18 protein-coding genes and 1 other RNA gene are annotated in these 25,619 nt (G+C 67.9%); 14 read left to right on the top strand and 5 right to left on the bottom strand.

What is annotated here, in order from left to right; translation table 11 throughout:
* Nucleotides 1–9: 9 nt before the first annotated feature.
* A complete protein-coding gene (locus UN84_RS16770) occupies nucleotides 10–1,125 on the top strand; it encodes a murein hydrolase activator EnvC family protein (protein WP_046080337.1) in 1,116 nt (371 codons plus the stop codon).
* Between the two features lie 239 nt (nucleotides 1,126–1,364).
* Complete coding sequence (locus UN84_RS16765) at nucleotides 1,365–2,687, top strand: S41 family peptidase (RefSeq protein ID WP_046078914.1); 1,323 nt, start codon at nucleotides 1,365–1,367, stop codon at nucleotides 2,685–2,687.
* Between the two features lie 169 nt (nucleotides 2,688–2,856).
* Here UN84_RS16765 and UN84_RS16760 read toward each other — a convergent pair whose 3' ends face one another.
* The 4 genes from UN84_RS16760 to UN84_RS16745 form a co-directional block, all read right to left on the bottom strand.
* On the bottom strand, nucleotides 2,857–4,149 hold the full coding sequence (locus UN84_RS16760) for a UbiH/UbiF/VisC/COQ6 family ubiquinone biosynthesis hydroxylase (RefSeq protein WP_082090862.1): 1,293 nt from the start codon (nucleotides 4,147–4,149) through the stop codon (nucleotides 2,857–2,859).
* Complete coding sequence (ubiH, locus tag UN84_RS16755) at nucleotides 4,146–5,369, bottom strand: 2-octaprenyl-6-methoxyphenyl hydroxylase (RefSeq protein WP_046078913.1); 1,224 nt, start codon at nucleotides 5,367–5,369, stop codon at nucleotides 4,146–4,148. The genes UN84_RS16760 and ubiH overlap by 4 nt, the downstream gene beginning before the upstream one ends.
* 184 nt (nucleotides 5,370–5,553) lie before the next feature.
* On the bottom strand, nucleotides 5,554–6,891 hold the full coding sequence (gene pepP / locus UN84_RS16750) for a Xaa-Pro aminopeptidase (RefSeq protein WP_046078912.1): 1,338 nt from the start codon (nucleotides 6,889–6,891) through the stop codon (nucleotides 5,554–5,556).
* An 81-nt stretch (nucleotides 6,892–6,972) separates the two neighbouring features.
* On the bottom strand, nucleotides 6,973–7,560 hold the full coding sequence (locus UN84_RS16745; protein WP_046078911.1) for a UPF0149 family protein: 588 nt from the start codon (nucleotides 7,558–7,560) through the stop codon (nucleotides 6,973–6,975).
* Between the two features lie 153 nt (nucleotides 7,561–7,713).
* Here UN84_RS16745 and UN84_RS16740 point away from each other — a divergent pair, with 153 nt between their 5' ends.
* The 3 genes from UN84_RS16740 (at nucleotide 7,714) to UN84_RS16730 (ending at nucleotide 9,038) form a co-directional block, all read left to right on the top strand.
* The gene (locus UN84_RS16740; protein WP_035594624.1) at nucleotides 7,714–8,013 is read left to right on the top strand and encodes a cell division protein ZapA; all 300 of its coding nucleotides are present in this window, start codon (nucleotides 7,714–7,716) and stop codon (nucleotides 8,011–8,013) included.
* Between the two features lie 199 nt (nucleotides 8,014–8,212).
* Nucleotides 8,213–8,397: non-coding RNA, 6S RNA (ssrS, locus tag UN84_RS16735), on the top strand.
* An 8-nt stretch (nucleotides 8,398–8,405) separates the two neighbouring features.
* Nucleotides 8,406–9,038 carry a 5-formyltetrahydrofolate cyclo-ligase gene (locus tag UN84_RS16730; RefSeq protein ID WP_046078910.1) on the top strand — a complete coding sequence of 211 codons (633 nt, stop codon included), beginning with the start codon at nucleotides 8,406–8,408 and terminating at the stop codon, nucleotides 9,036–9,038.
* Between the two features lie 514 nt (nucleotides 9,039–9,552).
* Here the strand turns inward: UN84_RS16730 and ilvA are convergent.
* A complete protein-coding gene (gene ilvA / locus UN84_RS16725) occupies nucleotides 9,553–11,172 on the bottom strand; it encodes a threonine ammonia-lyase, biosynthetic (RefSeq protein WP_258393711.1) in 1,620 nt (539 codons plus the stop codon).
* Nucleotides 11,173–11,220: 48 nt separating this feature from the next.
* Between ilvA and rpiA the strand changes: the two genes are divergently transcribed.
* The 9 genes from rpiA to pelG all read left to right on the top strand — a co-directional run bounded on the left by rpiA (nucleotide 11,221) and on the right by pelG (nucleotide 25,594).
* On the top strand, nucleotides 11,221–11,895 hold the full coding sequence (rpiA, locus tag UN84_RS16720) for a ribose-5-phosphate isomerase RpiA (protein WP_046078908.1): 675 nt from the start codon (nucleotides 11,221–11,223) through the stop codon (nucleotides 11,893–11,895).
* Between the two features lie 226 nt (nucleotides 11,896–12,121).
* Nucleotides 12,122–13,096 carry an NAD-dependent epimerase/dehydratase family protein gene (locus UN84_RS16715; protein WP_046078907.1) on the top strand — a complete coding sequence of 325 codons (975 nt, stop codon included), beginning with the start codon at nucleotides 12,122–12,124 and terminating at the stop codon, nucleotides 13,094–13,096.
* A 33-nt stretch (nucleotides 13,097–13,129) separates the two neighbouring features.
* Nucleotides 13,130–15,937, top strand: coding sequence for a bifunctional glycoside hydrolase 114/ polysaccharide deacetylase family protein (locus UN84_RS16710; protein ID WP_046078906.1), 2,808 nt, complete (start codon nucleotides 13,130–13,132; stop codon nucleotides 15,935–15,937).
* Between the two features lie 28 nt (nucleotides 15,938–15,965).
* Nucleotides 15,966–19,655 carry a tetratricopeptide repeat protein gene (locus UN84_RS16705; protein ID WP_046078905.1) on the top strand — a complete coding sequence of 1,230 codons (3,690 nt, stop codon included), beginning with the start codon at nucleotides 15,966–15,968 and terminating at the stop codon, nucleotides 19,653–19,655.
* A 15-nt stretch (nucleotides 19,656–19,670) separates the two neighbouring features.
* Entirely contained in the window at nucleotides 19,671–20,207 is a 537-nt protein-coding gene (locus tag UN84_RS16700) for a hypothetical protein (RefSeq protein ID WP_046078904.1), read from the top strand.
* 7 nt (nucleotides 20,208–20,214) lie between these two features.
* On the top strand, nucleotides 20,215–21,576 hold the full coding sequence (locus tag UN84_RS16695; protein WP_046078903.1) for a PelD GGDEF domain-containing protein: 1,362 nt from the start codon (nucleotides 20,215–20,217) through the stop codon (nucleotides 21,574–21,576).
* Nucleotides 21,563–22,648, top strand: a complete 1,086-nt coding sequence (locus UN84_RS16690; RefSeq protein ID WP_052719327.1) for a HEAT repeat domain-containing protein — start codon at nucleotides 21,563–21,565, stop codon at nucleotides 22,646–22,648. Before UN84_RS16695 ends, UN84_RS16690 begins: the two co-directional genes overlap by 14 nt.
* The gene (pelF, locus tag UN84_RS16685) at nucleotides 22,621–24,222 is read left to right on the top strand and encodes a GT4 family glycosyltransferase PelF (RefSeq protein WP_237022334.1); all 1,602 of its coding nucleotides are present in this window, start codon (nucleotides 22,621–22,623) and stop codon (nucleotides 24,220–24,222) included. Before UN84_RS16690 ends, pelF begins: the two co-directional genes overlap by 28 nt.
* Complete coding sequence (pelG, locus tag UN84_RS16680) at nucleotides 24,194–25,594, top strand: exopolysaccharide Pel transporter PelG (protein ID WP_046078901.1); 1,401 nt, start codon at nucleotides 24,194–24,196, stop codon at nucleotides 25,592–25,594. The genes pelF and pelG overlap by 29 nt, the downstream gene beginning before the upstream one ends.
* The last annotated feature ends 25 nt before the right edge of the window (nucleotides 25,595–25,619 follow it).

Genomic DNA, 25,619 nt, shown 5'->3' with positions numbered 1-25,619 from the left:
GGCCTCGTGATGGCCGCCGCGCTGAGCGCCGCCCTGGCCACCCCGGCGGCGGCGGTGGACGAACGCGAGGCGCAGCAGCGCCTGGATGCCATCGGCGAGCGCATCCAGGCGGCCACCCAGGACCTCTCCGCCACCCGCGACGCGCGGGACGACGCCAACGAGGACCTGCGCGAGGTCGAGACCGCCCTGGCCGAGACCCATGCCCGACTGGACGCGCTCCAGGCCGAGAAGCGCGACCTGCGTGACGAGGTCGAAGCGCTCGAGGACCGGCGCCAGGCCCTCGAGGACGAGCGCCGGGCCCAGCTGACGGCGATCGAGGAGCAGCTCGACGCCCTCTACCGGCTGGGGCCGACGCCGCAGCTCAAGCTGCTGCTCAATCAGGACGATCCGGCCCGACTGGATCGCCTGCAGGCCTACCTCAACCGCCTCGCCGAAGCCCGCCGGCAGCGGCTCGACGAGCTCGAGCGGCTCGACGCGGCGCTGGCCGACAATCGCCGGGCCCTCGACGCGCGCGGCGATCGCCTGGCGCGCCTGTCAGAGACCCTGCAGGAACAGGGCGCCGAGCTCGCCCGCCGGGTCGACGAGCGCGAAGCCCTGGTGGCGAAACTCGACGACCGCTTCGCCAGCGAGCAGGCGCGGCTGACCGAACTCGACCAGGACCGCGCCCACGCCGAGCGGGTGCTGCGCCAGGTCCAGGAACGCCTGGCGCGCCTGCAGCAGCCGCCGCCCTCCACCAACATCGCCGCCACCCAGGGCGACCTGCCATGGCCGGTGCAGGGCAGCGTGACCTCGTCGTTCGGTCGCGGCGACGGCGTGCACCGCAACGGCCTGGTGATCCGTGCCCGCGAGGGCACGCCGGTCGAGGCGGTCCACGCCGGCCGGGTGGTGTTCGCCGACTGGATGCGCGGCTTCGGCAACCTGCTGATCCTCGACCACGGCGACGGCGTGATGACCCTGCACGCCCACCTGCAGCGCTTCACGGTCGGCGTCGGCGAGGCGGTCAGCGCCGGCGAGACCCTGGGCGCGGTGGGCGCCAGCGGCGGCCAGTCATCCGCCGGGCTCTACTTCGAGGTACGCCGCAATGGCGAGCCCATCGATCCCAACCGCTGGATCGCCCGACGCTAGCAACAAGCATCGCCTTTCCGAGAAATGGCCGCCCGGCGGCACGTCGAGAGGAGCTCCTACGCCAAGGACGGCGTCGGGAGCTACAGGGAGGTATTCATGCGTCTCCTCGAGTCGTGTTGCCGGGCTTTCTCCGGATCAGCGTCGCGCTATCCCATTAGCGTCCACTGCCACGCTATTCCAATCGCGTCCGCCGCCACGCTATGCTGGAAACCCATCTGCGACACACCGCGAGAGAGCGCATGTTCCCGACGAACGCCCCGCTGCGGCACCTGAAGGCGGTTCTGCTGCCGGTCGCCCTGCTGACCCTGCCGCTGCCCCTGCAGGCCGCCTCCGACGTCGAGCCGGCCGGCGACGACCTGCCGGTGGCCGAGATCCAGGCCTTCGCCGAGGTGTTCGAGCGCATCAAGCGGGCCTACGTCGAGGAGGTCGACGACGCCACCCTGATGCGCAACGCCATGCGCGGCATGCTCAGCGAACTCGACCCGCACTCCACCTATCTGGACGCCGACGCCTACCGGAGCCTGCAGGAATCCACCCAGGGCGAGTTCGGCGGCGTGGGCATCGAGGTCGGCAAGCGCGACGGCCAGCTCACCGTGATCACCCCCATCGACGACACCCCGGCCTCCCGCGCCGGCCTGCAGGCCCAGGACATCATCCTGCGCATCGACGACACGCCCACCGAGGGCATGTCGCTGCAGGAGGCCGTCGACCTGATGCGCGGCGATCCCGGCACCGAGATCCGCCTGACCATCATGCGCGAAGGCGAGAACGCCCCGCGCGAGGTGGCCATCGAACGCGAGATCATTCGTACCGAGAGCGTGAAGCAGGAGCTGCTGGCGCCGGGCTACGGCTATCTGCGCGTCAGCCAGTTCCAGACCCGCACTGGCGAGCAGGTCGTCGACGCCCTGGAGACGCTGCGCGACGAGGGCCCGCTGAAGGGCCTGGTGCTCGACCTGCGCAATAATCCCGGCGGCGTGCTGCAGGCCGCGGTGGACGTGGCCGACGCCTTCCTCGAGAGCGGCCTGGTCGTCTACACCGAGGGCCGGCTACCGGACAGCGCCATGCGCTTCTCCGCCCGGCGCGACACCGCCGCACCGGACGTGCCGCTGGTCATCCTGATCAACGGCGGCAGCGCCTCGGCGGCGGAGATCGTCGCCGGCGCCCTGCAGGACCAGCGCCGCGGCGTGGTGATGGGCACCGAGAGCTTCGGCAAGGGCTCGGTACAGCAGATCATGCCGCTGGGCGAGGACGAGGCGCTGAAGCTGACCACCGCCCGCTACTTCACCCCCAGCGGGCGCTCCATCCAGGCGCTGGGCATCGAACCCGACGTGCAGGTGGTGCGCGGCCGCCTCGAGGTCGCCGACAACACCGGCCTGCGGGTGCGCGAGGCCGACCTGGAAGGCCACCTGGCCGGCAACGGCGAGAAGGACGCCCGCAGCGAGCTGAGCGAGCGGCTGCGCGACGACTACCAGCTCGGCGAGGCGCTCAACCTGCTCAAGGCGCTGAACGTGCTGGGCGAGCGCGGCGCCGCGGCCACGGTCGAATCGTCCGACGACGGCTAGCCCCGTGCCCGGCAGACGGCGAGGGCTCTGCGCGACTGGCGAGAGCCCTCAGCCCGGACAAGAGCCCTCAGCCCAGACAGGAGCCTTCAGCACCTGGCAAAGAGCCCTCAGCGACTCATAAAGAGCCCTCAGCGGAGGGCGAGAGCCTTCAGCGCCTGATAAAGAGCCCTCATTTACAAGAGACAGGCAGCCGGCCCCGGCGCCCCGCCGCCTGCTGCATCAGCAGCCGCTTGAGCGGCGACAGCCGGTCGACCCCGGACATGCCCAGGTTACGGACCAGGGTCAGCGCCGGATGGCGGGCCCCGAACAGCAGCCGGAAGCCATCCATCAGCTTCAGCATGGCGGCGTTGTCGCCGCGACGGCGCCGCGCGTACCGCGACAGCCACGCCTCGCTGCCCGGCCCCACGCCGCGCCGCCGCGCCGTCAGGAACTCCTCGGCCAGCACCGCGGCATCCATCAGCCCCAGGTTCACGCCCTGCCCGGCCAGCGGATGAATGCTGTGGGCGGCATCGCCCACCAGCGCCAGCCCCGGCAGCACGTAGCGCTCGGCGTGGCGCTGGGTCAGCGGCACCGCCAGGGCGCCGTCGACCGCCTCGACCTCGCCCAGCCTACCGTCGAAGGCCGTGGTCAGCGCCTGACCCAGGGCCTCGGGAGAGAGCCCGCAGAGCCGGTCGGCGTGCTCCGGCGTGGTCGACCAGACGATCGAGCAGTAATGATCGTCGCCCTCCACCGTCAGCGGCAGGAAGGCCAGCGGGCCGTCGGACAGGAAGGCCTGGCGCGCCACGCCGCCATGGGGCTTGGCGGTGCGCACCGTGGTCACCACCGCCGAATGGCCGGTCTCCCGCGCCGTCACGCCGATGCCGGCCAGCTCGCGCAGCGGCGAGCGGGCACCGTCGGCGGCCACCACCAGCGGGGCGCTCAGGCGTTCGCCGCCCTCCAGTACCAGCTCACGCCCCGCCGGCCCGTCCTCGAGGCCCGTGACCCTGGCCCCGAAGCGCCGCGTCACCGTCGGCAGGCCGGCCAGCCGCGATTCCAGCGCCGCCACCACCACGTCGTTCTCGACGATATGGCCGAGCACCGGCAGGCCGGCCTCCTCGGCGGAGAATGCCACCTCGCCGGTGCCCTCGGCGTCCCACACCCGCATGCCGCGATAGGGCGTCACGCGCCGGCCCTGCATCCACGCCCAGGCGCCCAGCCCCTCGAGCAGGCGCTGGGAGACCGGTGTCAGGGCACTGACCCGCCGCTCCGGGCGGCCGCGGCCCACGGCCTCGGCGTCCAGCGGCGCCGGGCGCGCGTCCACCAGCGTCACCGCCACGCCGGCCTCGCCCAGCAGGCAGGCCAGGGTCGCGCCGACCATGCCGCCACCGACGATGATCGCCTCGCCGGCCGGCGTCGCGTCTTGGTTCATGCCGCTCGCCTCGTCCTTCACGCTGTCGTCCTCCTTCACGGGCGCCTCGGTCATCGCTCCACCCCCATGGCGCGGCGGGCCAGGGTCCGACGCAGCGGCCCCAACAGGTTGAGCCCCACCAGGCCGGCGGCCCGGGCGTGGGAGAGCAGGGGGCTGTCGAGCCCGAACAGCCGGATCAGGCCGTCGCTGAAGCGGATCACGTCGTGGCGGTCGCCACTGCGGCGGGTCTCGAAGTCGCCCAGGGTGGAGGCGCTGCCGGCGGGTTCGCCGCGCGCGGCGCCGGCCTCGATGGCGGCCACCAGGTCCATCACCCCGCGCAGCGCCAGGTTGAAGCCCTGACCGGCCACCGGATGCAGCGCGTGTGCCGCGTTGCCCATCACCGCCAGCCCCGGCCGGGTGGTCTCCCGGGCCGTGACCAGCGACAGCGGATAGGCGTGGCGCTTGCCGACCCGGCGGAAGCGCCCGGCGCGGTCGCCGAAGGCGCGCTGCAGCTGGGCCAGGAAGTCGCCGTCGGAGAGCGCCAGGCGGTCGGTCTCCTGCCCCGCCTCATGGGTCCAGACCAGCTCCATGGCCTGGCCCTTGAGCGGCAGCAGGGCGATCGGGCCGTCGCCGGTGAAGCGCTCATAGGCCCAGCCGTCGTGGGGCCGGTCGACCTCGACGCCGGCGATCAGCGCGACCTGATCGTAGGGCCGCTCGCGGCTCTCGATGCCGAGGCGCTCCTTGAGCCCCGAGCGCCCGCCGTCGGCCAGCACCGTCAGACCGGCCTCGAGGCAGGCACCGTCGGAGAGCGTCAGCCGGTGGCCGCCGGCCACGGGCCGGATCTCCTCGACCCGGGCCGGGCAGTGCCAGTCCAGCGGCAGCTCGGCCAGGCGGCGGTGCAGCACGCGTCCCAGCCAGGCATTGGGAATCACCTGGCCCAGGGCCTCGCCGCCGAGCTCCTCGGCATTCAGCCGGGTCGCGCCCAGGCGGCCCTGCTCGCTGACGTGGATGCGGCGGATCGGCGAGGCCTGCTCGGCCAGGCCGTCCCACAGCCCCAAGGTGCGGAAGTGTGCCACCGAGCCCTGGGCGATGGCGCTGGCCCGGGCATCGAAGCTCGGCTGCCAGGGGGCGTCGAGCTTCGCCGTCATGGGCGCGGCCTCGATCACCGCCACCGTCAGCCCCAGCCGCTCGATCAGCGGTGCCAGGGCGCAGCCCAGGCTGGCGCCCACCAGTCCTCCGCCGACGATGGCGATGTCCACGTGCCGCGGGGCCTCGCCCCCGCCCAGATCGCTCATGGCCGGCTCCTCTCTTGCATTACGGCTGTCATCACGGTCCTCATCCTCACGACCTTCATCCTGACGGCCCTGTCAGCCGGCGCTCCTTATGCTGCCCTGCTGGGGCGGCGCTGGAATGCCGATTCACGGCCAATATTCCATAATGTACGTTACGTAACACATAAATTATCGAACTTGCTAACGGTTATTCCTTGACCATCAGCGCCTCGATATCGGCCACCCGCTTGGGCACGTCGGCGGTCAGTACCTCGTGACCCGCCTCGGTCACCGCCACGTCGTCCTCGATGCGAATGCCGATGCCGCGATAGGCGGCGGGGATGTCGTCGTCCTCGGGCACGTAGAGCCCGGGCTCGATGGTCAGCACCATGCCCGGCACCAGCGGGCGTGGTTCGCCGTCCTGGCGGTACTGGCCGACATCGTGGACGTCGAGGCCCAGCCAGTGGGAGGTGGCGTGGAGATAGAAGCGCCGCCAGGCCTCATTCTCGATGCAGTCCTGCAGCTCACCCTCTAGCAGGCCGAGTTCGATCAGCCCGGCGGTGAGATCGCGCACCACACCGCGATGGATGGCGACCAGGGTGGTGCCGGGGCGCACGGCCTCGATGGCGCGCTGCTGGGCGCCGAGCACCACCTCGTAGAGGGCGCGCTGCGCCTCGCCGAAGCGGCCCCCGACCGGGAAGGTACGGGTGATGTCACCGGCATAGAGATCGAACTCGGCGCCAGCGTCGATCAGCACCAGGGCACCGTCATGCAGCACATCGGCGTTCTCGATGTAGTGCAGCACACGGGCATTGCCGCCGCCAGCGACGATGCTGGCGTAGGCCGGGCCGCTGCCGCCCTGCCACCGGAACTCATGCTCGAGCTCGGCCTGCAGCTGGTACTCGGTCAGCCCGGGGGCACAGGCGCGCATCGCCCGGCAGTGGGCCTTCGCGCTGACCGCGCCGGCATGGCGCATCAGCGCCAGCTCCGACGGGCTCTTGACCAGCCGCTGCTCGTGCAGGCGCACGGACACGTCGGCAAAGGCCAGCGGTGGCCGCGCGCCGCGACGGGCCCCGGCCTGCAGCTCGGCGCGGATCGACTCGGCCAGGTGCAGCGCCTCGCTGTCGTCCAGCGGCAGGTAGAGGGCGGTGCGGCCGTCGAGCAGCTCGGCGAGGACTTCGTCGCGCTCGGCGTTGCCGAAGGCCTGGTCGAGGCCATGCACGCGCTCGGCGCCTTCCGCCCCCAGCCGGCGCCCGGTCCAGGCTTCCATCTCCGGGTCGCGATCCTGGCAGAACAGCACGCTCTCGCCATCGTCACGGCCGGGGAGCAGCAGCAGCAGGGCGTCGGGCTCGGGGAAGCCGGTGAGATAGTGAAAGTCGCTGTTCTGGCGAAAGGCATGTTCGCTGTCCCCGGAGCGGGTGACCAGCGCGGCGCCGGGCAGCAGCACGGCGGCATCGTCGGGCAGCGTGGCCATCAGGCGGCGGCGGCGCTCGCGGAATTCGGCTGCGCCGATGGCGGCGGGGCGAGGCAGGATCTCGGGCGGCATGGCAGTTCCTCGGGCAGGCGGGAGCCCCGCCGAGCGGCGGGGCCGGACATCTCGCGGTCCGGGCCGGCGGCCCGGACCGCCTCAGTGCTTGGTGTAGGCCTCGGGGTCGTCGACCTTCTCGACCTGCGGCTGACCGGGATGCTGCTCGGTGTAGAGCATCATGGCGGCCATGCGGGCGTGCTCGGTGAGGGCGAAGAGGTCGTTCTCGTTCTCCGGGTCGTCATCGAGGTCGGTCTCGATGCTGGTCAGGCCCTTGAGGTCGTCGACCGCCTCGCGCAGGGCCTCGGACCACTGCTTGCGCGGCGCGGCGCCGGCATCCTCGATCACCTCGAGGAAGCCCAGGGTCCAGTCCTTGAGGCCTTCGGCGCGCTCGGCCAGGGAGAACAGCTCATCGGGCAGCAGCGGCTCGTAGTTCATCTCGCTGGCCGAGAGCGCCTCGACGGTCTGGCGACGCCATCCCAGCAGGCGCTCGGCGGACGGCTCGTCGCGAGGCTGCTCGACGCCCAGGTTCTGGCACACGACTTCCAGCCAGCCTTCGGCGCTGAGGTCGTGCAGCGCCAGCGAGGCACACAGGCGGCCGTCGAGGAAGGCCGGCGATTGCATGCTGCCGTGCAACAGGAAGGTGTCGGCGATGTCGGAGAAATCCTGGCGTTCGTTGATCAGAGACATGGGACCATCCGGTGCGAGGGCCGCGCGGCGCGTTGACCGGCCGCAAACGGCTCTCTTATAGTGACTTGACGTACGTATACCCCACGATGTTAACGCATCGGGCCCCCTTGGCGCCGCATCCCGCGCGCTCGTCCGGGCCCGCCGGAGCCCCCCATGACCGACGCCTCGCGGCCCACCACCGAGATCACCCTGCTGGAGCGCCAGTACGTCATCGCCTGTCCGCCGGAAGAGCGCGACAAGCTGGAGCGTACCGCCCGCTACCTGGATCGTGCCATGCAGGGCATCCACGCCCAGGGCAAGGTGGTCGACCGGGAGAAGGTCGCCATCATGGCGGCCCTGAACATCACCCACGAGCTGCTCGAGACCCTCGAGGAGCGCCGCGCCGGCGAGAAGAGCCTCGGCGAGCTCAGCGCGCGCCTGGAGAAGGCGCTGGCCGACGCACCCTCGCGCTAGAGGATCGTGTTCAGTGCCGACTCGGGGACAGGCCTACGAGGGGCGCTATGAACCCATCCTTGGGCGCTACTTTGGCCATCCTTGGCCAAAAACCCCCTCTACGTCCTGCCCCCGATGCTCTGGTCCATTACCATCGGCATCATCCCCTCGCTGAGGATTCTTCGCTTTGGACGTAGGCCTCGCTCTGCTAGGATAGAGGCGTTCCCTGGGGTGTTCGCCAGTCGTTAAGTCCCTCGAGCCTATGCGCAGTACCCAGGGGGCCAACAGCTAGTCCGGACCCGTGTGCATGTCCGTGCGACGGAAAGCCTGACGGTCCGGCTGCGGCCACCCACCTTGAACCACAGGGTTCAAGGGCCAGAATGACAGCGGCACTCTGGGGAACTCCTTTCCGCATGACCGATCTGCAAGACACCGCCGCTCACGCCGTGAGAGACGACGAACGACGCGCCCTGCGTCGTGACCTTCGCCGTCGCCGCCGCCAGCTGAGCGCGCAAGAGCAATATCAGGCCGCCCGGCGACTGTGCCATCGCCTGCGGCATCTCCCCGAAGTCCAGCGCGCCCGGCGCGTGGCCCTCTACCTGCCCAACGACGGCGAGATCGATCCGACCCGACTGATGCCCTGGCTGAACGGCCGCGGTGCCCGCGTCTATCTGCCCGTGCTGCGTCCGCTTTCCCACAACGCCCTGTGGTTCGTGCACTACCACGCCGGCACGCCGATGGTGACCAATCGCTTCGGTATCCCGGAGCCCTGCACCCGCCACGGCGCCCATCGCGCCCGCCGCACGCCGGCCTGGGCCCTGGACCTGATCCTGATGCCGCTGGTGGGCTTCGACGACGACGGCCAGCGTATCGGCATGGGCGGAGGCTTCTACGACCGTACCCTGGCCTTCACCCGCGGCCGCGGGCCGCGGCCGCGCCTGATCGGCCTGGCCCACGACTGCCAGCGCGTCGACCGCCTGCCGGTGGCGCCCTGGGACGTGCCGCTGGACGCCATCGTCAGCGACCGGCGCGTGGTGCGCCCCTGAGCGCCTCGCGGATCGTTCCGACATGAAAAAAGCGGCCGATGCTTGAGCATCGGCCGCTTTTTTTCGGGAATCGTCCTGAGCGCTGGCGCCTACTGGCCGACCAGCGCCTGGGCGTAGCCGGTCGCCACGACACCGATACCGAAGATCAGCACCAGGATCATGACCAGGTCGGGCTTGCGCTTCATCGTCGACTCCCTCGATCGCTATGGCAACGGCGCGCCCGGGCGGCTCCGGGGCGCGGATAACAATGTGACTGTCTCGACTATACGGCGTCGAAGACGCCGCGAAATGCCCATTTGACCCCGTAAACACTGTTTCTTCGCCGCTTGCGGGCGAGTGAAGGGGCAGAGCGGCCAGGCGCTGGAACCGGCGGCCGGGCATTCTCGAACGAGGCCATAGCCTAGAGGAAGGCTCCGGGCATGACAACCGTCATGCCCGGAGGATGAAGAAAAGCAACACGGTCATGGCCTGATATGGCGAGCGAGCAAACGTTCACTCACCCGCCCCGCCATCCTCAGGCCATGAACAGCCGATAGGCGGGATTGTCCGATTCCTTCCAGTAGCGATAGCCGATCTCGTCGAAGTGCTCCTCGACGTGGCCACGATCGTCTTCCGGCAGCTGCATGCCGACCAGCACCCGGCCGTAGGCGGCGCCGTGGTTGCGATAGTGGAACAGCGAGATGTTCCAGTCGTGGGGCAGATGGGTGAGGAAGTTCATCAGCGCGCCGGGACGCTCCGGGAACTCGAAGCGATAGACCTCCTCGTCGAAGCGTTCCTGGGGACGGCCGCCGCCCAGGTGGCGGAGGTGCAGCTTGGCCAGCTCGTTGTCGGTGAGGTCCTCCACCGGATAGTCGGCCTCGCGCAGCTTGTCGATCACCGCCTGACGGTCCTCGCCGCCCGGCTTGACCTGCACCCCGACGAAGATGTGCGCCTGCTCGGGATCGGCATAGCGATAGCTGAACTCGGTGACCATGCGCTTGCCGATGGTCCGGCAGAACTTCTTGAAGCTGCCCGGGCGCTCGGGGATGGTCACCGCCAGGATCGCCTCGCGCTGCTCACCCAGCTCGGTGCGCTCGGCGATGTGCTGCAGGCGGTCGAAGTTGGTGTTGGCGCCGGAATTGATGCACACCAGGGTCTCGCCGCTGGCGCCGGTCTGCTGGATGTACTTCTTGAGGCCGGCCAGCGACAGGGCGCCGGAGGTCTCGGAGACCGCGCGGGTGTCCTCGAAGATGTCCTTCACCGCGGCGCACATCTCGTCGGTGTTGACGGTGATGACGTCATCCACCAGGTCGCGCATCACCGCGAAGGGTGCCTCGCCGACCTGGGCCACGGCCACGCCCTCGGCGAACACGCCGACCTGGTCCAGCACCACGCGCTCGCCGCTGTCCAGGGCCGCCTTGAGGCTGGCGCTGTCCTCGGACTCCACGCCGATCACCTTGATCTCCGGGCGCAGGTACTTCACGTAGGCGGCCACGCCGGCGATCAGGCCACCGCCGCCCACCGGCACGAAGATGGCGTCCAGGCGACCGGGGTTCTGGCGCAGGATCTCCACCGCCACGGTGCCCTGGCCGGCGATCACGTCGATATCGTCGAACGGCGGGATGTAGGTGTAGCCGTGCTCCTCGATCAGCTCCTGGGCGTGGGCCGCGGCCTCACCGAAGGCATCGCCCTTGAGCACCACCCGGGCGCCCCGGGCGCGCACCGCGGCGACCTTGATCTCCGGGGTGATGCGCGGCATCACGATCACCGCCTTGACCCCCATCTGCTTCGCGGCCATGGCCAGCCCCTGGGCATGGTTGCCCGCCGAGGCAGCGATCACGCCCTTGGCCTTCTGCTCGTCGCTGAGCTGCGCCATCTTGTTGTAGGCGCCCCGAATCTTGAAGGAGTAGACCGGCTGGAGGTCTTCGCGCTTGATCAGAATCTGGTTGTCGAACCGGCGGGACAGGAAGGGGGCCGACGAGATCGGCGTTTCCCGGGCGGCCTCATAGACCCGGGCCTGGAGAATCTTCTTGACGGTATCTTCGAGCATCCTGACATTCCGATAGTAGCGCGAGGGGCCGCGTGACGCGGCGCGGAGGGAACCTCTATTGGTAGCATTCGCGCCGGCACGGCGTCCAGCACGGCGAGGCGCCATGGCCTATAATGGCGCGGCATTTCCACCCTCCAGCCAGACGAGCCCTCCATGACCCAGGACGAACTCAAGGACGCCGTGGCCGCTGCCGCCATCGACGAGATCCGCCCGCTGCTCGGGCGCGACGTGGTGATCGGCGTCGGCACCGGCTCCACCGCCAACCGCTTCATCGACCAGCTGGCCGCGCTGAGCGGCGACTTTCGCGGCGCCGTGGCCAGCTCGGAAGCCAGCGCCGAGCGCCTGCGCGGCCACGGCATCGACGTCTTCGAGCTCAACGAGGTCGGCACCGTGCCCGTCTATGTCGACGGCGCCGACGAAGTGAACGCTCACCTCCAGATGATCAAGGGCGGCGGTGCGGCCCTGACCCGAGAGAAGATCGTCGCCGCCTGCGCCCAGCGCTTCGTGTGCATCGCCGACGGCTCCAAGAAGGTGAAGTGCCTGGGTGACTTCCCGCTGCCGGTGGAGGTGATTCCCATGGCCCGCTCCTACGTGGCCCGGGAGCTGGTCAAGCTGGGCGCCGACCCGGTCTACCGCGAGGGCGTGGTCACCGACAACGGCAACCAGATCCTCGACTGCTATGAGTTCATGATCGATGATCCCGTGGCCATGGAAGCGCAGCTCAACGCCATCGTCGGGGTGGTCACCAACGGCCTGTTCGCCGCCCGCGGCGCCGACGTGCTGCTGCTGGGCACCGACCAGGGCGTCGAGCGTCTGACGTCGGCCTGACTTCCACTTGCACAGGGCCGGATATCGCTCGGCCCTGCCCCATCTCTCATACTCCCCCACGAGAAAAACCACCACAGCATAATTAGCCATTACAGGCGGTAGCGGTATGCCCGCCCTCTTATCCTGCACCCCATAGGTTAATTTCTGTAACTGAGCAACCTTCCAGTTACGGAGATGACAGCGGCCAGAAGAAGCCGTCCGCTATAACAACACGGGGGAAGGGAACATGACGCAGTTCGCCCATCGGGTGCTGGTCACCGGCGGTGCCGGTTTCATCGGCTCCCATAGCGTCGAGTTACTGCTGGCAAAAGGCTATAAAGTGCGTGTGCTGGACAATCTTTCCAGCGGCAACCTCTCCAACCTGCCTCTGCAGAACAGGCGTCTGGAGTTCGTCAAAGGCGACATTCGCGATGCCTCGAGCGTGGCACAGGCCATGCGTGACATCAGCCTCTGTCTCCACCTGGCGGCCCAAGTGTCGGTCGTACGCTCCGTTGAGGACCCGGCCGCCTCGGCCAGTCACAATATCCTCGGTACGCTCAATGTGTTTCACGCCGCAACGTCGGCTGGCGTCGAGCGCATCGTCTATGCCTCATCTGCGGCCGTTTACGGCATCCCCAGATATTTGCCAATACGCGAGACATTCACTCCATCTCCGATCTCGCCCTACGGGCTGGAAAAGTGGGCGGATGAACGTTACGCAGAGCTGCTGCAAACCTCCCAGGGTCTGTCGAGCCTGGGGCTGCGCTACTTCAATGTCTACGGCCCTCGTCAGGACCCGCAATCGCCCTATGCTGGTGTCATTGCACGCTTCCTCGACACTCTCCTGCTCGGACAGTCCCCTCGGATCTTCGGCGATGGCCTACAGACTCGCGATTTCATCTACGTTCGGGATGTCGCGCGAGCCAACGTGTCGGCCCTGGAAACAGGACACCAGGGCGTCTGTAACGTGGCCACAGGGCAGCGCACCAATCTGTTGGGCTTGCTGGATACTCTCGGCTCGCTGACCCATCACCCTCCCACCCTTCAGTTTTCGCCGGCCAGGCAAGACGATATTCGCGATTCGTGCGGGCATACCCAGCGCCTCGAGCAGTGGCTCGGCATACAGGCGGAGTGGTCGCTGGAAGACGGACTCGACGCCCTGGTGTCCAGCACGATTCAGCAGCAGCCAGCCGATGCCATCACGACGACGTCCCATGGTTGAGAGAAGCACGGCACCGCGTGCGAGGTAGACAAGATGCGCAACATCGTTGGGCTACTCTTCATCGCGATAGCGCTGGCAGTGCCCCCTGTCACCGCTCGTGCGGTCATCCCGGACGGCGCTTCTTCGCCCAGCGTAGCCTTCTACTATGGAAATGACGCCCCACTGGAGTTACTGGATCAGTTCGACTGGGTGGCGATAGAAGCTGCCAATCTCGCACCCAAGCAGCGGGAACGGCTGGAGCGCCATGGTACGCAGGCCTTTGCTTACGTGAGTGTCGGCGAACTCGATGCCTGGCGTCCCCAGCCCTCGCATCTTCCGGACTCGGTCCTCCTCGAAGACAACCCTCACTGGAACAGCAGGGTGGCCGACCTCACCAGCGACGAGTGGCAACGCTACCTGCTGGAGGAACGCATCCAGCCATTGTGGAACGACGGCTACCGAGGACTCTTCCTCGACACCCTCGACAGCTATCGGCTGTTTGCCCCAGAGGGCAGGGCCGCTTGGCGTCAGCAGCAGGCGTTGGTCGAGCTGATCGGCGAGATACGTCAACGCTTCCCCGACATGAAGCTGCTGGTCAACCGCGGTTTCGAGGTACTCGATCGCATCCATGGCGATATCGTCGGTATCGCAGCCGAGTCCCTTTATCGACGCTGGAACCCAGCGACCGGCATCTACGGTTCGGTGCCAGACACGGACAGTCAGTGGCTGCATGATCACCTGAGTCGTGCGAGGGACGAATACGGCCTGCCCACCATCGCCATCGATTACGTGCCGGCCGCTGATCGTGAGCTGGCGCGCCGGACCGCCGAGCGGATAGCTGCCGAGGGGTTCATCCCTTGGGTCAGCGTGGCACAGCTTAATCAGGTGGGCGTTGGGCTCATCGAGCCGGTGCCTCGTCGCATATTGATGTTGTATGACAAGGCATCTACCGAGGCGGGTGAGCTGGCCAACACCAATGCCCACCGTTACCTGGCCATGCCGCTGGAATATATGGGCTATGCGGCGGAGTATCATGACGTCAACGCCGCATTGCCCGACGACGTCCTGAATGGCCGCTACGCCGGCATTGTCAGCTGGTTCGATGGTCCGATCCCCCATGGACAACGCTACGCCGACTGGCTGCTCGAACAGATGCGCAATGGTCTTCGCGTCGTCATCCTGGGTGACCCCGGGATCCCATTGAATGGCGCCTTGGGCAACCACATGGGACTCATCGAGGGCTCCGAGCAGCGCCAGCTGCGCATCGCGGACCACGACGACATGCTGGGATTCGAAGGCATGCCTTCACACCCCGCGCCTTATCAGCACGGCTATCAGACAACACGTGCCGACATCATCCGCCACCTGACCCTGGAGGCCCCGGGGGGCCGTTCCCTGTCCCCGGTACTGAGCGGCCCCTGGGGCGGGATCGCCACCTGGCCATGGATCCTTCAGCAGGCCGGTGAGGCGCAGCAGCGCTGGATTCTCGATCCCTTTGCGTTCCTCAAGACCGCACTGGCCCTCCCCGAGATCCCCGTACCGGACCCCACCACAGAGAATGGCGCCCGCTACTGGATGACACAGATCGACGGCGACGCCTTTGTCAGTCGAGCCGATTTTCCCGGCTCGCATTTCACCGGCGAACTCATGTTGACGGAGGTCCTGCAACGCTACCGTGTGCCGACCACCGTTTCGGTGATCGAGGGAGAGTTCGGACCGCATAGCCTGCATCCACATCTCCGCTCACAGCTGGAACCACTCGCCCGACGCATCTTCGAGTTGCCCTGGGTCGAGATTGCCAATCACACCTTCAGTCACCCCTTCCAGTGGGAAAAGCTCGACGAAGGCGATCTCGCCGGACAGGGCGAGACCCAGGCCGGCTTCAACTACAACCTGCCGATACCAGGCTACGCGTTCTCTCTGGAGCGCGAGATCGCCGGCGCCACGGCATACATCAATGACCACCTAGCGCCGCCCGACAAGTCGGTGTCCGTGGTGCTGTGGAGCGGCAACGCCTTGCCTCCGGAAGAGGCCCTTGCGCACGCCGAACGGATCGGCCTGCGAAACATGAACGGCGGCAACACCCACATCACCGACAGCTTTCCCACCTTGACCCGGGTGTCGCCCATGCTGCGTCCCCAGGGCGACTACCTGCAGGTATACGCCCCTCAGACCAACGAGAACATCTACACCAACCACATGCGCGGACCACTGTGGGGCTATCGCCGTGTCATCGAAACCTACCGGCTGACCGATCGTCCCCGCCGGCTCAAGCCGATCGACATCTACTACCACTTCTATTCGGCGGCGAGCCCTGCCGCACTGAAGGCGCTGCAGCAAGTCTACGACTACGTCAGCACCCAGGAGACGCTCCCGGTCTATACCAGCACGTGGAGCGATGTTGCCAGCCAGTGGTACGACCTGGGTATCGCCCGCAGGCTCGACGGTGGTTGGCAGATCCGCGCCGCCACTCAGCTTCGCACCCTGCGCCTGCCCCCTGCCCTGGGCTGGCCGGATCTGGCAGCCTCCCGGGGCGTGGCCGGCGTCAGGGACACCGACACCGGGCGCTATGTCGCCTTGAGCGGCGCCGGTGATTCCCTTCTTCAGCTGTCACCACAGCCTCCCGAGACCCCCCACCTGAGGCTGGCCAACGGACGTATTTCCCGCTGGGAGCGACACGACGCCAAACGCCTCTCGCTGCGCCTTGCCGCCGAACAGGTCTCCTTGCACATCGCGCTGGCCGGCATGGAGGGCTGCGATATCGACGCCCCCGGTGCCAGACAGCAGCAGCAAGGCGATCAGGTGATCCTGAGCTACGCGGGGAGCCACTCCGATCGCATCGAGGTGTCCTGTGACGACTGATCCCCTTCGTTCCCGACATCGGCATCCAATGCGCGACGGTCACCTGATCCGGCCCTTGACCTTGCGGGGGCTGGGCATCCTGCTGGCGCTTATCCTGATCGGCCTCTTCCCGGCCCGCCACTTCCTGCAGCTCGGCGCCTCACCGGAGACCGCCTACGAACGCATGGCGATCCTCTACCATCAGGCCCTGCTCAGGGTCAGCCCCGACAACGTCGGACTGCGCCTTGCCCTGACCCGCCAGCTCATGGAGATCGGTGAGCTCGCCGCCGCACGCGAGACCTTGGCGCCACTGGGCAGCAACCACGACATCGACATCCAGTGGCTGCTGCTGGAGCTGAACTGGCAGGCCTACGCGGCCCTGCCCGCAGAGGCTCCCGAGCGGGCTCGCCACCTCGAGCGGCTGACCCGGCAACTCGCTGCGCTCGAGTCGCGCGATGATCTTCCACCACCGCACCTGGCCACGATCGCCCATCACTGGCTGGCAATCGGCCATCCCGCCCGCGCGGCCCAATGCTACGAGCAGCTGGCCGAGCGTGACTCACCGAAGGGCTACCACTGGTTGACCCAGGCCGGCTACTGGTGGCTCAAGGCCGGCGCACCGGAGCGCTCGGCCAGGGCCTGGCACCGGGCGTGGCAGATCGCCGGGAATGCCCCTCACGATCTCGGCTGGCTGGGGTGGGTGATCCCCGCGGCCCATGCCCAGCAGGATTCCCTCGGCTCCGAGGACCCGCCACGCCGGGAAGCCGCCCTGGCCGCCTTGTCTGCCGCCGAACAGAGCCAGAGCGACATCGGCGTGGCGTATGCACGGGAATATCTGAGCCACTATCCCGATGATGAAACGTTGCTGACGCTCGGGATTCGCCTGGCACTGGCTCATGACGAACCGGAACAGGCATTCGAATGGTCACAGCACTATCTCGACCTCCATCCCGATGACGTGGATGCCCTCGAGCGCCACGTCTCGATCGCCCTGGGTCTCGACCGTCTGGAGTCGGCCATCCAGGGCCTGGAGCGGCTGCAGCGCCTGGAACCGAATCAGCTCGACCACCTCGAGCGCCTCGCCCACACCCAGCAGTGGGCCGACCAACACCGGCAGGCGCTGGACACTCTGGAGCGACTGGCCCGGGCCAGCGAACGGGCCGAGCATGATCGCGAGGTCGTGACCCTCGCGCTGAGTCTGCGCTATCGCACCACCGCCCTGGCCGCCCTGCGGCGCCTCAACGAGCGCGGAGAACTGACGCCTGATGAACGCCATCTGCTGGTCGACCTGCTCGATGCCTTGGGCGAGCCGGACGCCGCCATCGCCCAGATTCGCCGCTGGGAAGCCGCCGGCGACGGCGATCGGGAACTGCGCATTCGCCTGGCCACCTGGCTGGAACAGGTCGGCCGTCTCGAGGACGCACAAGATGCCTGGGCCAGGCTAGCGGGGCATTCCGGGCTGGAGGTCGAGGCGACCCGCGAGCGGAGTCGCCTTCTGACCCAGCAGTGGCGACTCGACGAGGCCCTGACCGTCCTCGGCCGCATCGACCCCGACAGCACCTCGGCCATGGCCGACGAATACTGGCGCCAGCGCGCCGAGCTGGCCTGGCAAGTCGGCGATGCGAGGAGCAGCCGGCAGGCCTATCAGGCCCTGTTCGCCCGCCATAGCCTGGAGAACGATGAGGCGACGCGCCTCATCCGCACCGCGGGCGACGGCGGCGACCTGTCGCTGGCCATGCGGGTGACTCGCGAACGCTGGGAAGCCGAGCGCGACAACGACGCGATCATGGAGATGCTTGACCTTGCCCAGCGTGAGTCTCGCCCCGACCTCACGCGAGCGCTTTTAGCGATGGTCGAGCAGGATCCAGCCCCCCTGGCCGACTCGCCCCACTACTGGGGGGCCCTGGGCGCTCAACGGCTGCGGGAACGGGATGCTCCCGGTGCCGTCTCGGCGTACCGGGAAGCCCTCGCCCTGGCCCCCGGCGAGCCCTACCTCCGCGCCGGGATGCTCTATGCACTGGCCGCCGACGGGGAGCACGAGATGCTTCGCCAACGCCTCGGCGAATGGGCCGCCGCCGCCCGCGGTCATACCGACCTGATGGCCGCCATGGCCAATGGCCATCGCCAGCTGGGGGAGCTCGACCGGGCATTGAGATGGTATCGCTCGGCAGCCCCGGCTGCGCCGCGGGATACCTGGCTCCAGCTCGATCATGCCGACACCCTGGCATTGACCGGTCACGCGGCAGCCGCCTTCCGGCTGCGTCATCAGGCGCTGGCCGACCTGCTGCCCCAACTCGCGGCCAACCCGAACGCCTCGACGCAGCCGGGCCGTGACAGCCGGGAAGATCGGGTCCGGGCACTGGGCACACTGACGACACTGGCCGGCCCCGACAGCGGCCGGGGCTGGTACCACACCCTGCTGCTGCAGGCGTTCGACGACACGCCACCGACGGTGGAAGACAGCGATTGGCTGTTCGACGCCAACCTGGCCCTGAACCGACCGCTGCACGCCCGCTACCTGCTGCTGCGGACCCGCGACCTGGGCCATCGCAGCCCCGACTGGCAGCGCCTGTCGGTCGCGCTGGAGAAGAATGATCGCGCCACCCTGAAGCGATTGCTCGACGATGACACGGCCGCCCTGTCAGCGGCCGACCGGTTCGCGGCCCTCCAGCGGCTCGACCGCCGCCAGGAAGCATTGGCGCTGGCCACCGACCTGACCGCCGCCGGCCATGACCAGCGAGCCGACGCCGTGGCGCTGGCCAACGAGCTGCCCCATCGCCTCGTCACTCGTGCCTCCCATGAGGAACTCGGCGACCTGAGCATCGACGGCGGCCAGCTGAGCTACGAGCGAGCCGGCGAACGCTGGTGGGGCAGGCTCGATCTGGCGAAGCGACGGCTGGATACCGGGCATCTCGATCTCGATGCGGACGGCCTGGAACAAGAGAGCGTCGCAGGGCTGACCCTCGGCTGGAACGGCGCACGCAGCGATACCCGGCTACAGCTGGGCGGCGTCGAGAGCGACGACGACACCCGGGTCCAGCTCCGGCTCGACCAGCGTTGGCAGGCGACGTCGCGCCTGGCGGGCGGCGTCTACGGCGCGCTGGGCCAGACCTCCGAGATCGGCGACCTGATGCGAGTACTGGGGGTCGAAGACCGAGTCGGCGCCAATCTCGAATGGCAGCCCACGGCCCGTGACGTCCTGTCGTTCGATGCCAGTCACCTGATCTTCCGCAGCCGCGAGGAGCATGAACGACTGGGCGACGGCATGCGCCTGGAGGCGGATTGGAGCCACGCCCTGGTGGCGGGCGCCAGCCGGCGGCTGGAGCTACGCCTGATGGCCAGTCACGAGCGCCACGATCCGGTGGACCAATTGCCCGAGGACACCGCCGCCCGCCTGCCCGCCGGCAGCACACCGGACCAGCTGCTCGACGACAGCAACACCTTCGTGGGCGTCGGGATAGGCATTGCGCGAGGCGAGCCGGGCCACGCCTACCCCCGGGTGGCCTCTCCCAGGCTGCGTTTCGACCTGGATGCCGGCTACCACATGCCGAACGACGAGTTCGCCATCAACACCACCTTCGCTGTCGGCTCCCGGCTGCTGGGCAATGACGAGCTGGGGCTGCGGCTCACTCTCGATCAGGGCACCGAACAGGGGGCAAGCAACAGCGACGACACGCGTTTCGCCATTGCCCTGACCTATCAGTACTTCCTGGGCCGCCAAAAGGCCGCCCGCCACTAGCAAGGAGTGATGCCCATGTCCCGTTCATTCGCTTCCTCACTGGCCATGGCGACGCTCATCGGTCTCTTCGCGCTCGGCGGCTGCGCCGTGACCGACGTGCACCGCTCGGCCCCCCTGGATCCCGATGCACGCTGGGCGCTGCTGCCGATCGCCAACCACTCCGAAACGCCGTTGGCCGGACGACGCGCCGAATCCGGCCTGACCACCCTGCTACACCAGCATGGCGTCACGTCGCTGACCCAGGCCCCCCACCAGCCTCCCTCCGGGCTGCTCGACCTCACCGGCGGCCATGACCTGCAGGAGGCCCTGAACTGGGCCCAGCAACAAGGTATCCGCTACGGCGTCACGGGCTCCGTGGACGAATGGCAGTACAAGACCGGCCTGGATGGCGAGCCCGCCGTGGGCCTGAGCCTGCGGGTGGTCGACGTCAACAGCGGCGAAACGCTATGGAGCGCCAGTGGCGCACGCAGCGGCTGGGGATTCAGCACCACCAGCGGCGTCGGCCAGGAACTGATGGCCGATCTGGTCGACGAACTTCCCCTAGAGCGCTGAGGTCAATATGGCGACGCGTTTCGAGCACATCCCGGTCGAGCCGCCACCACGCTGGCTACGGATACTGGAGACCCTGGTCATCAGCCTGGCGATACCCGCGCTCGGCTTCATCCTGCATCCCGAGGATCCACTGCTGCTGGAGAGCGGAACGGCCTGGCTGCTGGTGGCGGGACCGCTGTTGATCGGCATTCGCTACGGGTTTGCCTTCGGCTTCGGCAGCGCCCTGATCAGCGTCGCCCTGATCGGCGCCGAGACCTGGTGGCGAACCGGGGCGCTGGTGCCGGACCAGGCGCAGGCACTACCCAATGCCGTGGCGGTGGTGCTGGTGGGAATGCTGTCGGGCGAAATGGCCGACACCTGGCAACGTCGGCTGCGCCAGTTGGCCAACATCAACCACGATCAGGCCACTCGGCTCGACGAGTTCGTCCGACACTATCATCTGCTACGCGTCTCTCACGATCAGCTGGCCGAGCGACTGGCCGCCAATCCGTTCACGCTGCGCGATGCGCTGCATCGGCTCGCCCAGCGCTTTCAGCATCTGGCCGAGCACGGAGCACCGCTCCAGCACCACGGTAGCGAGATACTCAGCTTCCTGGCGCTCAACGGCCGTATCCAGCAGGCGGCGCTGATTCGCCTCGACGAACATCATCGTCCCCTCAAGGAAGCACCGGTCTGCTACGGCGGCGAGGTCAGCATCGATCACCAGGACCCGATGATCCTCGCCTGCCTCGAGCAACGCGAGATGCTCTATGCCGGCAACGCCGTCGATCCCCAGCTACCCGAACAGGGCTCGCTGCTCGCGGTGGTGCCACTGATCGATGTGCATGAGCGTATCCATGCCCTGGTCGCGGTCACGCAAATGCCCTTTCTCGACTTCCATCGCGGACAACTGCATCTGCTGGCGGTGCTCGGCGCCCAGCTCGGCGACCTGCTTCAACGGGCTGAAGCGCGTCAGGGGCATGCCTCGCCCGCCGATCTATCCGCCAGCCTGGCCCGTTGGGTCGCCCAGGCCCGACGCAACCACCTGTCCTCACTCCTCGTCACCCTGGAACTCCCGGCGACACTGGACGAGACGCATGGTCGGACCATCATCGACGAAGCCTTTGCCCAGCTGCGCGCCTTGGATCAGGGATGGGTGTTCGGCACGAGGCTGCACACGACCTGCTTGCATATCCTGATGCCACTGGCCGACGAGCGGGCCGCCACCGCCTTCGCCGAGCGTCTCTGGCAGCGTCTGGAGACCCAGCTGCCACAAGACCCTCGCCAGGAAGGCGTACGACTTAGCCATCGGCTCATCGACGGCCACCGCTCGGCCAGGGCACTGCTAGACGGCCTCGACCTTCAGGAGCGCCACCATGCGGCGGCTTGACGCGCCACCGCGTTCTCCGCTGCCGGTGGTCATCCTGTGCCTGCTCGCCGGGCTGACCCTGGAGGGCATCGCCGCCTACTACCTGCTGCTCACTCCCGAGCTGCTCTGGTGGCGCAGCCTGCCGCAGCACCTGATGGCCAGCCTGCTGCTCGCCGTCGGCCTGTGGAAGGGACTGCCGAAGGATATCGCACACCCCATGGCAGGTACGCTGGCTTTCCTGCTGGCCTCATTGATACTGCTGCCAGGCATCGGTGTCGTGGGGATCGCGCTGGGGGTGCTGCCCGCCCTACACAGCGCTCGCCGCACCAGGCCGGGGACCTGGTGCCCGCTTCCCATACCCGACCTCCCATTTCGCGCCGTCCCCCTTCCGGCAGCGAACGACCCCACCCTCCGCAACGGTCTGGGCAGCGTGCTGTCGGGAGCCGGCGATCCCCAGCAGCGTCAGCAGGCGATTCTGGCCTGTCGACATCTGCCCCGGCGGCAGGCCGTCCCTTTGCTACGCCAAGGGCTGATGGATGCCAGCGACGATGTCCGCCTGCTCGCATACTCGATGCTGAATGCCATCGAACGCGAGCTGGATAGCCGACTCCTCGCCTTGACCCGGACCATCGAACATGGCGACGACCCAGCCGGCCACCGCGCCGAGGCCATCTCGACCCTGTACTGGGAGTATGCCTACCTGGGCCTGGCGCAGGGCAGCACGCTGCGTTATCTGCTCGAACAAGCCCTGGCGTTTATCGACCAAGCGCTGGAGCATCGGACAACTGCCCAGCGCTGGCTGCAGCGCGGCAGGCTGTGCGCGACGCTGGGCGATGTCGCGGGTGCCGAGAATGCCTTCGCGTATTGCGAGCGCCTGGGGATGAACGACGACGACCTGGCACCGCATCGCGCGGAGCTGGCCTTCCAGCAGCGACGTTTCGCGGAAGTGCGCCGACAGCTAGCCCGGCTCAGTGCCGCCGCTGCCGGCGATCCCACCTTGCATCCGGTGACCAGCTTCTGGCATGTCGACGCCGCCTCTCGGGGCAACACGGCCACGACCGCCGCATGCGAAAGCCCGGAGGCATGGCGATGACGGACGGCTGGCCGACACTCAGGCGGCGCGCGCGCCCCGCCGACATCATCCTGTTGCTCGAGGGTACCTACCCCATGGTGCGCGGCGGGGTCGCCGGCTGGGTCGACCAGCTGATTCGAGGACTGCCCGACCTGCGCTTCGCCCTGGTCTTTCTGGGCGGACGACGACACGACTACCAAGGGATCCTCTATGCACGACCGGAGAACGTGGTGCACCTCGAGTGCCACTATCTGTTCGACGACATGCTGCGGTCCGGCGCGCCGCGTCAACGGCGCGGCAACAGGCGCGCCTTCGCAGCCAGTCGCGAGCTGCATGAGACCCTGCGCGCTCCCGAGGTCAGTCCGGACGCCGCCCTGTGTCAGGCCGCTCGGCTGCTGGGGCGTACCGGGGGCCTGACTCAGGACGACTTCCTTTACAGCCAGGCCGCCTGGGAGCAGATCCTCGAGCACTACCATCGCGACTACCCTGATCCTTCCTTCATTGACTACTTCTGGTCGGTGCGCAACATGCACACCCCGCTGTTTCTGCTCTCGCACATTGCCAGGCAGCTGCCGCCGGGACGCTGTCTGCATGCCATCTCCACCGGCTATGCCGGCTTTCTCGGAGCCCTGGCGCACCACATCACCCGACGGCCGCTGCTGGTCTCCGAGCACGGCATCTACACCAAGGAGCGCCAGATCGACCTGGTACAGGCCGACTGGATACGCGACCCGACCGATCCCCTGACCCACGGCTTCCAGACCCATACCGGTTACCTGCGGCGCATGTGGGTTCGCTTCTTCCAGAGCCTCGGGCGCATGACCTACGCCTCGGCCTGCGGCATCACCACCCTCTACGAAGGCAATCGTCAGCGTCAGCTGCTCGATGGCGCCGCCGAGGAACGCACCCGTGTGATCCCCAACGGCATCGGCATCGAGCGCTTTCGCCCCCTGCGCGATACCACAGGGAGCACAGGGCGGCAGGTCGTGACGCTGCTCGGCCGAGTCACGCCCATCAAGGACATCAAGACCTTCATACGCGCCATGCACCAGCTGTTGTCGCGCGTTCCCCAGGCCGAGGGCTGGATCGTCGGGCCGGAGAGCGAGGATCCCGACTATGCGCGCGAGTGCCACGACCTGGTGCAGCAGCTCGGCCTCGAGACGCGGGTGCGTTTTCTCGGCTTCCAGCGCACCGAAACGATCCTCGCACAGTCCCGCCTGGTGGTACTGACCTCCATCAGCGAGGCCCAGCCCCTGGTGGCACTCGAGGCCATGGCCGCCGGGGTGCCGGTGGTATGCAGCGACGTCGGCGCCTGTCGTGAACTGGTGCTGGGAAGCGGTCGGTCAGAGCGACCCTCGGGGCGCATCGCCCCCATCGCCAGCCCCGGCGCCACGGCGGCTGCCATGGCCGAGCTGCTGGAAGACGACCAGGCCTGGCAACAGGCTCGGGAGGCGGGAATAGCCCGCGTCGAGGCGGAATATACCGAGGCGCTGATGCTCTCCCGCTACCGGCAACTCTACGTCGATGCCGGGGCACTGCCCGGTGACAGGAAGGAGACGAGCAAAGATGGCGGGGATCGGATTCGAACTGCGTAGGCTGCTGCAGCAGGACAGTTACCTGGGGCTGCTGCGTGCCTACAGCTACGCGGGCATCATCGGCTCCGGCCCTTGGGTCTTGTCGATCCTGGCCGTGATGGCGCTGGGGATGATCTCGGCCTCGACTCGGCAGGGTGCCAGCGGTCACGTCACCGAGTTCCTGGTTTCGGTGACCTGGCTGGTGGCCGCGTCGCTGATATTCACCGGCCTGGTGCAGCTGCTGTTCACCCGCTTCGTGGCCGATCGGCTATTCGAGCACCACGCCGAGCGGGTGCTGCCCAATCTCTTCGGACTACTGACCCTGGTGACGCTGGCGGCAGGCACGCTGGGACTGGCGGCGATGCCCGCCTTCGCCGGCACCGACGTGGTCTATCGACTGGAGATGGCGGTCGCCTTCGTGCTGCTGAGCAACATCTGGTGCGTGGCTGTCTTCGTGGCGGGCGTCAAGGCCTACCATCAGGTACTAGGCGCCTTTGCCCTAGGCTATGGCGCCACACTCGGCGCGGGCCTGCTGCTGCGCGACCTGGGGCTCGAAGGGCTGCTGGGCGGTTTCGTGCTGGGTCAGGGCCTGCTGCTTTACTGCCTGCTCTTCATGGTGATCCGCCACTATCCCAGCGAGCGGCTATGGGCCTTCGACCTCCACCGTCGGGGGCAACGCCATCTCTCGCTGATCCTGATCGGCCTGAGCTACAACCTGGGCATCTGGATCGACAAGCTGGCTTTCTGGTTCAATCCCGACACATCCGAGTCCATCATCGGCCCGCTGCGTGCCGCGCCGATTCACGACCTTCCGCTCTTCCTCGCCTACCTCTCCATCGTCCCCGGCATGGCAGTGTTCCTGATGCGCATGGAGACGGACTTCGCCGAGCGCTGCAGCGCCTATTACGAGGCCGTCCGCGGCGGCGACACCCTCGACCATATCGAGCTGCTGCGCGGCCAGATGATCACCAGCGTACGACGCGGCATCTACGATATCTTCAAGGTTCAGGGCATCACCATCCTGGCCCTGCTGATGGCCGGGCCGAATCTGCTCGACTGGCTAGGCTTCTCGGTCTGGTATCTGCCGCTGTTCAATATCTTCCTGGTGGCGGTAGGCATCCAGGTGCTGTTCATGGCGATCCTCAACGTGCTGTTCTATCTCGACCGCCTGAGGCCGGCGCTGTGCCTGTGCCTGTTGTTCGCGGGAACCAACCTGGGGCTGACGATGGTGAGCCAACAGCTGGGGCCGGCCTTCTATGGCTACGGCTATGCCCTGTCACTTCTGATCACCTCCCTGGTCGGCCTTGCCATGCTGGATCGCGAGTTTCAGCGCCTCACGTATCAGACCTTCATGCTGCAGCCGCCTTGCAGCCCGCCCCAGGGCCGCGCCTGACGCCGGAAGCGCGAAGAGAGTAAGC

It is taken from the genome of Halomonas sp. HG01 (assembly GCF_000968715.2).
Classification (GTDB): domain Bacteria; phylum Pseudomonadota; class Gammaproteobacteria; order Pseudomonadales; family Halomonadaceae; genus Halomonas; species Halomonas halophila.
The sequence above is the reverse complement of the archived record's forward strand: the minus strand, read 5'-3'. Positions and strand labels throughout refer to the sequence as shown.